The organism is Pseudovibrio denitrificans JCM 12308 (assembly GCF_001310815.1).
GTDB classification, from domain to species: Bacteria; Pseudomonadota; Alphaproteobacteria; order Rhizobiales; family Stappiaceae; genus Pseudovibrio; species Pseudovibrio denitrificans.
Genome location: NZ_BAZK01000015.1, coordinates 1 through 11636, shown reverse-complemented (window position 1 = coordinate 11636; position 11636 = coordinate 1). Strand labels below are relative to the sequence as shown.

Here is an 11636-nt window from a genome sequence, read left to right as displayed (position 1 = left end):
AGAAGACAATGCCGGAATTATTGTTCGTCGCATATGGTGGAGTTGAGCTGCCAGACTTCTACTTTGCCCTTACGGCCCCGCACTTCGTGGCTGCCGCGATAGGTCACATTGTCCGGATGTCCCGCCTTTTCAACGGTCTCTCCGCTCAGAACGACACATGCCCCCTTCACGGTAGAGATGGTGCCGCCGAGGCTCTGCAGACGGCTGCAGACGTTCACTGCATCGCCAACGATTGTGTAGTTCCAGCGTTCAACAGCGCCCACATTACCAACGATAACCGGGCCGGTATGAATAGCGATGCGAACGTGGATTTCATTTTCCGGAGCTGCTTCATTGGCTTGCTGGATGGCTCGGGCCATGTCTTCTGCCGCTGCAATCGCACGCTGAGCGTGGTCTTCCATTTCATCAGGGCGCCCCAGAATGCGAGCATGCCGTCACCGACAAACTTATCGACGGTGCCCTGGTGTGCTTCAACGGCAGAAACGAGGAGTTTGAAGTGGTTGTTCAGCAAGCTTGCCACTTCACCTGCGCTTCTGTGTTCGGAAATGGAGGTGAAGCCCTCAATATCCGTAAACAGGATTGTCAGCTCAGCTTCTTTTGCCTTCGCGGCGCGGTCAATGCCAAGCGCCATCAGTTTTGCGTAGAGAGACTTGGGTATGTACCGGCTCATAGCTTGCAAGCCACTGGTGCTTGCATTCATGGCAGAGGTGATCTGATCCACTTCGCGGATGTGGCTACGTGGCAGTGGGTCTAAGTGCTCAAACTCCAGTGCCCCAAACTTTTGCGCACGCGCTGCGATGCCTTTCAGTGGAGATGCAAGCCGGCGGGCAAAGAAGATTGCAACGAGTGCAGATAAAAACACAACTGCAACGCCTGCAAAGACGGAGTTGATCAGGCGAGTGAACTCATCATAACGAGAGTTGGCCAGCTGATATTCGCCCACATAATAAACTTCGCCATCAGGAGAGATCAGTTTCTGCATGACGAGGACGTACATATCCTCACCATCGTAGATGAGGTGGAGCTCCACACCACGTTGACGTGCGCGCTGACTGAACGGCTGTTTTTTGCTGGTTTCTAGTTTTGCAAGCACCGGATCGCCAAACTCTGAGATCGAAGCCAACAAATTATGTTGCTGCAGCTCGTTGGTCGGAGATGAGTAAGCCAGTACGCGGTTCTTATCTGTCAGAATAAACCGGGTGACGTCTTCTGCGTCTATTTCATTGCCCACACCATCTTCATCGCGCGAAGCAAGAACAGAGCCGACCCCTTTCATCGTTATGATTGCCGAAACATACCCAATAGTCTCGCCATTAAACCTAATTGCACTTGTCGCAGTCGCAAATGGGTCTTCTCCCGATGCATAAAAATCGCCCCAGAACGGATCTTCATCGGTTTCCGCATCGATGGCCTGCATTCTGGAAAATTCAAAGAGAGACTGTTCTGGATGAAACGAAACCAGATCTTGTCGGTTTTTGGCGTGCTTCAAGCCCCAAACAGTTTCGTTCGGAAGCGAAAGCACCAAGCCTTCAACACTCTTTACCCCGAACAGCACACCCCGAAAGGTTTGGCGGGCGCGAAAAATCGCACTCTGCGCCGTTGGTTGCTCTTCAGCATATGTCTTGATTGCATAAACCGAGGTGAACGCAGGCGTCATGTAAGCAGCCAAAGCGTTGTTGATCGACTCGGTCGACATAATCGATGCTTTTTCGATAAGGCTTCGGGTGTTCTTGAGATTGGTGTGAACGGACATGTACAGCACGATACCGCCACACAGCGTTACCACGGTCACAAATGTGAGACTGACCAACCACGTCAATGACAGCTTGTAATAGCATCGCCGAATGCCGATTGCTTTACGCCTGATCCTATTCCAAAGCTTCAAACCGTGACCCACCTGTGTGAGGAATGTCAGCCCGTTAAACCACTCCCCGGACCGAGGGTCAAACTGCCTTCCTGCACATGGTGTAGCTAGTCTTTATTCTACTGCTTCTTTGCCTAATTCTCTCAATATCTCATTTCTATGCTCATCGAGAGCTGGAGCGCCCTTCTCCAGTTTCAGCTTAGAATTAGTAAACTGAATTGGTGTGCGCACATAGGTTTGCTCGCCCTGATCCTTAGAGGATGTTGGCAGATTGACCTTCATCTGACGGTGTTCAATTTGCTGATCCTGTAAAACATCAGCAACTGTATTGATTGGACCTGCCGGAACGCCGCGTTCTTCCATTTTAGACAGGAGATCATCTCGGTTGAAGGTCAACACCAGTGCCTGAAGCTTTTCTGTTAATTCTTCACGGTGCTTCACACGAGATGGGTTCGTGGCATAACGCTCATCCTCCGCCAAAGTAGGCTCTCCGAGAATCTTGCAGAAATTAGCAAACTGAGAGTCGTTGCCGACAGCCACGATAAGGTGACCATCCTTCACTTCAAAAACCTGATAGGGAACGATGTTTGGATGGGCATTGCCCATGCGTGTCGGAATATTGCCGCTGCTCAGGTAGTTCATGGCCTGATTGGCCAGAACGCCCACTTGCGCATCCAGCAGGGCCATGTCGACCCATTCACCTTCTCCAGTCAGATCCCGGCGGCGCAAGGCTGCCTGAATGCCGATGACGCCATAAAGGCCGGTGAAGATATCGGCAAAAGCTACGCCAACTTTTTGAGGCTCGCCGCCTTTTGATCCGGTCAGATCCATAATGCCGCCCATGCCCTGGATCATGAAGTCATATCCTGCACGATGGGCATAGGGACCATCCTGACCAAAGCCGGTCACGGAGCAATAGATCAGTTTCGGGTTGATCTTTTTCAGGCTGGCATAGTCGAGACCATATTTGGCGAGGCCTCCGACCTTGAAGTTTTCGATCAGCACATCGCTCTGACGCACCAGATCATAAATCAGCTCAAGATCTTCTGCTTTGGAGAAGTCTGCCGTGATGGAGCGTTTACCGCGGTTGCAAGCGTGGAAGTAGGCTGCGCTCTTCGTGCCACCCTCTTCTTCGATGAACGGAGGCCCCCATGTGCGGGTATCGTCGCCGCGCGGGCTTTCTACCTTGATGACATCTGCCCCCAAATCAGAGAGCGTCTGCCCTATCCATGGGCCTGCCAAGATGCGCGCCAGTTCCAATACTCTTATGTTTTCCAGGGGAGCCGTCACGGAAGCAACCTCAGTCTTTTTGTGCAGATCTGTTTCTGGAGCACAGTGCTACCTGTTTTTTTAGAATAGTGCTTACGAGGATCTGTCATGAACTCGTTCCAGTCCTTCCACTTGCTTGCCTATTTGATTTTTGGGTGCAAAAGTGATGTGGTTTTCATTTCCTGCATTTGACCGGAACCGTTTTCAAAGGTACCGCCGATCTACATAAAAATGTGGAAGCGCTGCGCCAAGAGGCGAAGAAGCTGCTTCAACACCTCTTGGGAGAACAGGCATGCGATCTGAGACTGCTCAGCTCATCAAACTGGAAGACTACAAAGAGACACCCTACGTCATTGAGAATGTTTCTCTGGTCTTCAAGCTTCAGCCAGAAGCAACCGAAGTCATCTCCACTCTGACCCTTTCCAGACGCGAGGGCACTGAGGTCGGTGCACCACTTGAGCTGGATGGTGATGAACTCACACTTGTTTCTGTCGCGATTGATAGAGCGGTTCTGGCAGAGGAGGCTTATGAAGCTTCTCCGAAGAAGCTGGTGGTTCACACCCCGCCAGCAGACACCTTCAAGCTGGAAGTGGTGACCAAGGTCAATCCAACAACGAATACCAAGCTGGAAGGTCTTTATCTTTCTCAGGGCATCTATTGCACCCAGTGTGAGGCCGAGGGCTTCCGCCGGATCACTTACTATTATGATCGCCCAGACGTTCTTTCCGTGTTCACCACACGCATTGAAGCTGATAAGGCGACCAACCCAATCCTGCTGGGTAACGGTAATCCGAAGGACGCTGAAGATATTGAAGGGACAGATCGTCACTTTGCTGTTTGGCATGATCCACATCCAAAGCCAGCCTATCTGTTTGCTCTGGTCGCGGGTGATCTGGCCTGTACTTCAGAAAAGTACACCACAGCATCCGGCAAGCCTGTTGATCTGAACATCTATGTTGAGAAAGGCAATGAGGATCGCACAGACTGGTCTATGGACAGCCTGGTCCGCTCTATGCGCTGGGACGAGAAAGTGTTTGGCCGCGAGTACGATCTGGATGTATTCAACATCGTGGCAGTTTCTGCGTTCAACATGGGCGCGATGGAGAACAAGGGCCTCAATATCTTCAACGACAAGTTCATTCTGGCGGACAGCGACACTGCGACCGACATGGATTACGAAGGCATCGAGACCGTTGTTGCGCACGAGTACTTCCATAACTGGACCGGCAACCGCATCACCTGCCGTGAATGGTTCCAGCTGTGCCTGAAAGAAGGTCTGACTGTTTTCCGTGATCAGGAGTTTTCCTCTGATGAGCGCTCCCGTCCGGTGAAGCGTATTGCTGATGTGATCCGCCTGAAATCCCGTCAGTTCCCAGAGGATCAAGGCCCACTTTCACACCCTGTTCGCCCGACAGAATATAAAGAGATCAACAACTTCTATACAGCGACCGTTTATGACAAGGGCGCTGAGCTGGTTCGTATGATCAAGACTATTCTTGGTGCGGATGGCTTCAGGAAAGGTATGGACCTTTACTTCGAGCGTCACGATGGAGATGCCTCCACCATCGAAGACTTCCTCAAGTGCTTTGAAGATGCGAACCAGCTGGATCTGTCTCACTTCAGCCTCTGGTATCACCAGTCCGGCACCCCATTTGTGAAGGCCAACGGCTCTTATGATGAAGCTGCAAAGACCTTCACTCTGGAGCTGGAGCAGAACACCGCAGCAACTCCAGGTCAGGATGAGAAGAAGCCATTCTTCATCCCGATCCGCTTTGGTCTTGTTGGTCCAAATGGGGATGACCTGGCTTACACCAGCGTTGAAGGAGCACACGTTGATGGTGATCTGTTGCATCTGACAGAAGACAAACAAACCGTTGTCTTCCAAGGCATCGGCAGCAAGCCTGTTCCGTCATTGCTGCGTGAGTTTTCTGCGCCTGTGAAGCTGGAAAGCACTCTCTCCCGCGAAGATCAGATCTTCCTGATGCGTCACGACATTGATCCGTTCAACCGTTGGCAAGCTACTCAGACGCTGATGACAGAGTTGCTGATTGAGCTAACCAACGGTGAAGAGCCAGCAGGCAAAGATGCCTTCATTGAAGCTCTAGGCCACATGGCTGAGGATGAAAACCTCGATTACGCCTTCCGTGGATTTGGCTGATGCTGCCAAGTGAGCAGGACATTGCACTGGAAATCGGCAAAGAAGTCGACACTGACGCGATTGGCAAAGCACGTGATGCCTTCTCCAAAGAGATTGGCGTGACGCTCTATGACACCTTCAAACGCATTTACGATGCAATGGAGATGCCTGCCACATTCAGCCCGGATGCCCTCTCTGCTGGTAAGCGTGCTCTGAAGCTGCGTTGCCTGTCGTATCTTGGCGCAGCACAGACTAAGGAAAGTGCGGCACTGACGAAAGCTCATTTCGACAACGCAGATAACATGACAGACCGCATGGGTGCGTTGACTGTTCTCGTCATCTGGCAACTTGCCGGAGCTCAGGACGCACTGAAGGCATTTGAAGCACGCCACAAAGATACTGCGCTGGCAATGGACAAATGGCTGAGCATAGCTGCTCGTGCGCCAAGCGAAGACGCGATTGCAGCGATACGTACTCTTACCGAACATCCTGCATTTTCTTGGGATAATCCAAACCGCATCTACGCGCTTATTGGCGGCTTCCTGGGTGGTAATACCAGAGGTTTCCACGCAGCGGATGGTTCAGGATACGACTATCTTGCTGAAATCACGTTGCAATTGGATAAGACTAACCCTCAGGTTGCTTCCAGAATGGCCAAAAGCTTCGGCACGTGGAAGAATATGAATGCAGAACGCAGAGTAAAAGCAGAAGCCGCATTAAAGCGAATTCTTGCAGCAGACCAGCAACTCTCTACTGATGTGAAAGAAATAGTTGAACTCTGCCTAGACTAAAACAGTCTACTTTGCATCTCGCGAAGTCTCTGAGAGTCCTATGAAAATTAACGGCAGCAAAAAGTGCTGCCGTTAACCATTTTTTTGTGTCGAGACTCTGGACAAGTTGATTCGGATAGATTCAAATGAATGTGATTCGGGTGAATTGCAACCCGGATTATTTGCGGCGGAATCTGACACATGGGGGCATTCATGGCACGAGCCTTTGCGGGGGGCGCGACCGCTCGACGACTCTTGAATTCGACCAAACGGACTGGCAAAAAAGATGCGCTGACCGGGCATATCAAGTTGCTTGCCCAACCGGCCTACCAACGTCTCCTGACAACTGAACCGATGATGCGCAGAATTATTCCAGCGCTCTGCATCGTGTTCATTGCCTGTACCGCCATTTTCCGCGGACTTGAGATTGCATACAATTATGAGAGCGTAAGCCAGAAAGCGCAGGACGATCTCACCCTTATTGCAACTGCCCTGACCGCCAGTATTGATGTCTCTGAGCAAGAGAAAGGCAGCGTCGGCCTTACTTCTGCTTTGCAGCGGGCCCTTTCTGAAGCCCTGCCCCCTCGGGCTACCAGTCAGAGCCGCCAAATTCTTTTGACCGACCCGAACGGCACCATTGTTGCCAGCGCCCCTACCCGTCCAGACATGGAAGGCCTGAAGATCACTAGTTTCCTTGGTGACACTCAGCCAATGACCTTCTTCGGCAAGCGTGCTGGTGTTTTGACGATCAACGAGGGCACCAAGGACGCGATCCGCGCAACTGTGCATCATCTGCCCAATAAGCTTGGCATGGTTGCAATCATGCAGCCGGAAGACGCGATTTTCTCTTCCTGGCGCGCAGAGCTTTCAGCCAATGTAACGATCTTTGTGGCCACCTCCATGGTGCTGCTGGTGATTATCTACGCCTACTTTGCGCAGGCGACTCGCGCACAGCAGGCAGATGGCATTTATGCCGCTACACGATCCCGCATAGATGCTGCGCTGAACCGTGGTCGCTGTGGCTTGTTCGACTGGGATCTTTCCCGTGGCCGTGTGTTCTGGTCCGCATCGCTCTATGAGATGCTGGGCATGGACCCTCGGAATGACATTATGGGCTTTGCTGAGATCCAGTCTCTGACGCATCCTGATGATGTGGATCTTTATGACCTCGCCAAAAGCCTTCTGGACACTGGTAAGAGCAATGTGGACCGCCAATGGCGTATGCGCCACATCGATGGCTCCTGGGTCTGGCTGCGTGTTCGTGCTGAAGTCCAGACTGATGCTGGCACCAATGAACCACACCTGATCGGCATTTGCATGGACGTGACTGAGCAGAAGATGCTGGCTGAACAGAGCCGCACCGCTGATCTGCGTCTGCGTGATGCGATTGAAAACATCTCTGAGGCATTTGTTCTTTGGGATGCAGACAATCATCTGGTGATGTGCAACTCCAACTATCGCAAGCTGCACCAACTGCCGGATCATGTTGTTCAGGCAGGCACGCCTTATGCGACCGTTATGTCCTCTGCGAGCCAGCCAATCATTTCCGAGCCTGAGGAAGGCGACCATATCGACAGCGATATGGAGAGCTCCTACAAAGTTGAAATGGAAGGCGGCCGCTGGCTTCAGGTTTCTGAGCGCCGCACCAAAGACGGTGGCTTTGTTTCCGTTGGAACCGACATTACCGAACTGAAGCGTAAGGAAGAAAAACTACTGGAGTCCGAGCGCGGTCACATGGCGACCATTGCAGACCTGCGCCAGTCTCGTCAGAAGCTTGAACTTCAGGCTCAGCAGCTTGTGGAACTGACCGAGAAGTACGCAGATGAGAAGACTCGTGCGGAAGACGCGAACCAGGCGAAATCTGAGTTCCTTGCCAACATCTCCCACGAACTGCGCACACCTTTGAACGCGATCATCGGTTTCTCCGAGATTATGGATCAAGGCATGTTCGGTGATCTAGGTTCTGACAAGTACAAGGAATACTGCAAGGACATTCACTCCTCCGGTAACTACCTGCTGAACGTGATCAATGACATTCTGGATATGTCTAAGATTGAAGCTGGCCGGATTGAGCTTTCTGTTGAAGATGTTCAGATCCAGCAGATCGTTCAGGATGCAGCACGGATCATTTCTGCGACTGCTGCAGAGAAGAACATCAAGGTTGTGAACGAGAACTTGCCGCACATGCATCTGCAGGCTGACCGCCGCGCTGTGAAGCAGATCCTTCTCAACCTGCTTGCTAACTCTGTGAAGTTTACGCCTGAGAACGGTGAGGTTCGCGTCTCTGCCCGCAAAGTGGGCGCATTCGCTGAACTCAAGATCACCGATAACGCATCGGCATTGCGAAGAAGGATATCGATCGCCTCGCCAAGCCATTTGTTCAGGTTGAGAACCAGTTCACCAAGACCCACAAAGGATCTGGCCTTGGCCTCGCAATCGCCCGCTCCCTCAGCGAGTTGCATGGCGGGTACATGGAGATTGATTCCGAGGTTGGCAAAGGCACCGAGGTCACCATCAAGTTGCCTTTGAAAGCCAAGGGCCGTGATAAGGGGCGCCTCTCCGGCATCAGCAAACTGAACGCAGCTTAAGAGTTCATTCTACAGATCAAAGAAAAGGCCACTTCCTGAGCGGCCTTTTTTGTTGTTTGTTGTAGGAGGATCAGCTGGTTTTCTCAGCTTCTTCGACTTTACCAATCAGGTGTTCGAAAGTTCTGCGGACCATGATCTGTTGCTCCTGCATGTAGATCGTCAGGCGTTCGAAGTCTGGCTCGCCTCCCGCATTCACCAGAAGATCAAGCAATCCGCCTGGTGCTGTTTTGGGGTCGAAGTGACCTGTCTGCGCCAGCTTGAGGATTTGCGTCAGATCTTCATAGTTCCGCAGTGCTGGAATGAGCGTGTCGGCATCTTCTTCATGAAGCACTCCAAAGTCGCGTGCTTTAAGCAGAGCATCTTCTGTTCGCGTCTGAAGGATCTCCGGATGGTCGACACCATGGGCCAGTTGGAGGAACTGAGCTATAAACTCAATGTCGATTAGACCACCTGGAATGCCTTTAATCTGCCAAGGGCTCTTGGCAGGCTTTTCCTTTTGAATACGCGCACGCATGTCACAAACATCGGTGGCCAGCTTTTTCAGATCTCGCTTCTCCTGCAACAGTTGAGAGACAGCACAGTCGATCTGCATTGCAAACTCAGGGCTGGAGCTGGTGATGACGCGTGCGCGTGTGAGCGCCATGTGTTCCCATGTCCAGGCGTCGTTGGACTGATAGTCCTTGAAGGATACAAAACGCGTTGCGAGCGGCCCTGAGTTGCCTGATGGACGCAATCGGAAGTCTACCTCATAGAGGACGCCTTCTGCCGTTGGCGCCGTCAGAGCGGATACGAGGCGCTGTGTAAGGCGGCTGTAGTACTGACTTGGAGCCAGAGGACGCTTGCCGTCACTTTGCACCACATCCTCAGGGAAGTCGTAGAGCAAGATCAGATCAAGATCCGAGGCACACGTGATCTCCTGACCACCCAGCTTACCCATAGCGACAAGAGCCAGTTCGGCTCCCGGAATTTTGCCGTGTGCCTCTTCCAGTTCTTGTTGGACACGTGGGAGCAGCTGACACAACACTGCATCTGCGAGCGTTGACAGCCCCTGCCCCAACTCTGCAGCTGTGATTGTGCCTGTGATCAGACGCAGGCCGAGCAGGAACTGCTGCTCCTGCACGAAGATACGGGCTCGATCCAGCGCCTCTTCATAGTAGCCAGCCTGATCAAGCGTAACAGCCAATGCGCTTTCGATCTGTTCTGCCGTAGGCGCTCCTCCGAAGAAGGCAGGGTCCAAAAGCGCATCCAGAACGTGGACACGTTTGGAGACGATCTCCGCCATGCGTGGCGCATTGCCCATGACCATGGTGAGCAGGTTGAACAGGTGTGGATTGGACTTGAGCAAGCCAAAGAGCTGAACGCCCATGGGCAGCTTAGAAAGGAAGGCGTCAAACGTGAGCAATGCCTGATCTGCATTCTCGGTACGCGCCAACGCATCCAGCAGGATGGGCGTGAACTCAGTCAGGCGCTCACGAGCCTTTGGCGCACGCACTGCCGGATATCTGCCGTAGTGCCATTGACGAATGGTACGGATTGCATCAACCGGACGCTGGAAGCCAAGTTGCATCAGCGTTTCGAGGGTGTTCGGGTCGTCGTCATCTCCGGTAAAGACCAGATTACCGAGGTTGAGAGCGAGATCTGGCTCGTGCTCAAACAGACCTGAGTAATGCTTCTGTACCAGCTCGAACTTACTGCGTATCTCATCCGCAAACTCTGAGCGGCCACGTATGCCCATCAAATGATACACGCGAGCCAAAGCCTCATCATCCTTCGGCAAGATATGAGTTTGCTCATCATTGATCATTTGAATGCGATGCTCAACCTCGCGCAGATAGCGATAGGCCGCTTCCATATCTTCAGCTGCGGACTGATCAATCCAGCCACAATCGGCCAAACGCTCTAGCGTGATGAGCGTACGGCGGTCCCGAAGCTGTGGGTTTCGACCACCTGCAATGAGCTGCTGGGTCTGGGCGAAGAACTCGACCTCGCGGATACCACCACGCCCCAGTTTCACGTTGTGACCGGCAACGGTGATCTTGCTGAACCCTTTGTGGGCGTGGATCTGGCGTTTGATGGAATGCACGTCTGAAATGGCGGCATAGTCCAGATATTTGCGCCAGACAAATGGGCGAATTTCTTCAAGGAAGATTTCACCTGCCTCGATATCACCCGCACATGGCCGCGCTTGATGAGCGCCGCACGTTCCCAGTTCTGACCGAGGCTTTCGTAATAGACCAGTGCAGCCGGGACAGAAATTGCCAGCGGCGTTGCGCCCGGATCGGGACGCAGACGAAGATCGGTGCGGAACACATAACCATCGCCGGTACGCTCATTCATGAGCTTTACAATGCGACGGGTGATGCGCACGAACTCGACAGGGGCTTCTGCTCCACCGATTAAGCGACTGCGCTCTGGGTCATACAGAACGATCAGATCGATATCAGAGGAGTAGTTCAGCTCGCCGGCACCATGTTTACCCATAGCAAGGATGAAGTAGCCAGCGTCTTTTTCAGGCTCTTCATGGTCGACCGGAATGAACTTTCCGCGCGTTTCCAGCTCCCGTAGGCAGAAGCGTAAGCAAGCTGTGAGGGATGCATCGGCGAACTTGGTGAGAGCGCCTGTAACGTTCTCCAGCGGCCAGGCGCCTGCGATATCGGCGAGCGCAACAGTCAGAGCCAGCTCCTGCTTTGCCAGCCGCAAGGACTGCATAAGCTCAGCTTCGCTCTCAGGCCTTGCATTCAGACAATCCTGCAGGAGGATGGCGATGGTCTCTTCTGGTGGCGTATTGAGTATACGCAGGAAGCGCTGTACATCACGCAGCATGGTTTCGCGCAGGAAAGGCGCGTTGACCATGAAGCCCTTGATGAAACTGCGCAGATGCGGAGCACCCTGACAGAGCTGTTCAAACTCAGAAATGAGATCCTTGCGTTCCAGCTTCTCAATCAAATCTTTCAGATGCCGGTTGCCCAGATCATCGTCTGCGCAAATGGGCTGGCGTTCCAAGCGCT

The 11636-nt window shown here is 52.7% G+C and carries 3 protein-coding genes and 4 pseudogenes; 3 read left to right on the top strand and 4 right to left on the bottom strand.

All coding sequences use genetic code 11. The features are described from left to right. Positions 1 to 17: 17 nt before the first annotated feature. Positions 18 to 631 (bottom strand): annotated as a pseudogene (locus JCM12308_RS31690) (adenylate/guanylate cyclase domain-containing protein). Between the two features lie 1347 nt (positions 632 to 1978). Beyond that, positions 1979 to 3154 (bottom strand): CaiB/BaiF CoA transferase family protein, encoded by a 1176-nt coding sequence (locus tag JCM12308_RS18570; RefSeq protein WP_054784718.1) that lies wholly within the window; start codon positions 3152 to 3154, stop codon positions 1979 to 1981. Positions 3155 to 3425: 271 nt separating this feature from the next. On the opposite strand from JCM12308_RS18570, the pseudogene pepN reads away from it, so the two are divergent. The 3 genes and pseudogenes from pepN to JCM12308_RS32805 all read left to right on the top strand — a co-directional run bounded on the left by pepN (position 3426) and on the right by JCM12308_RS32805 (position 8628). Continuing rightward, a pseudogene (gene pepN / locus JCM12308_RS18565) lies at positions 3426 to 6061 on the top strand (aminopeptidase N). A gap of 180 nt (positions 6062 to 6241) precedes the next feature. After that, a pseudogene (locus JCM12308_RS18560) lies at positions 6242 to 8044 on the top strand (PAS-domain containing protein); the annotation flags it as partial. A gap of 329 nt (positions 8045 to 8373) precedes the next feature. After that, entirely contained in the window at positions 8374 to 8628 is a 255-nt protein-coding gene (locus tag JCM12308_RS32805) for an ATP-binding protein (RefSeq protein ID WP_306303356.1), read from the top strand. A gap of 70 nt (positions 8629 to 8698) precedes the next feature. Here the strand turns inward: JCM12308_RS32805 and JCM12308_RS18555 are convergent, their stop codons facing one another. After that, complete coding sequence (locus tag JCM12308_RS18555; protein WP_244271959.1) at positions 8699 to 10762, bottom strand: bifunctional [glutamine synthetase] adenylyltransferase/[glutamine synthetase]-adenylyl-L-tyrosine phosphorylase; 2064 nt, start codon at positions 10760 to 10762, stop codon at positions 8699 to 8701. A gap of 104 nt (positions 10763 to 10866) precedes the next feature. Next, positions 10867 to 11451, bottom strand: a pseudogene (locus JCM12308_RS31685) (bifunctional [glutamine synthetase] adenylyltransferase/[glutamine synthetase]-adenylyl-L-tyrosine phosphorylase); the annotation flags it as partial. Positions 11452 to 11636 lie beyond the last annotated feature (185 nt).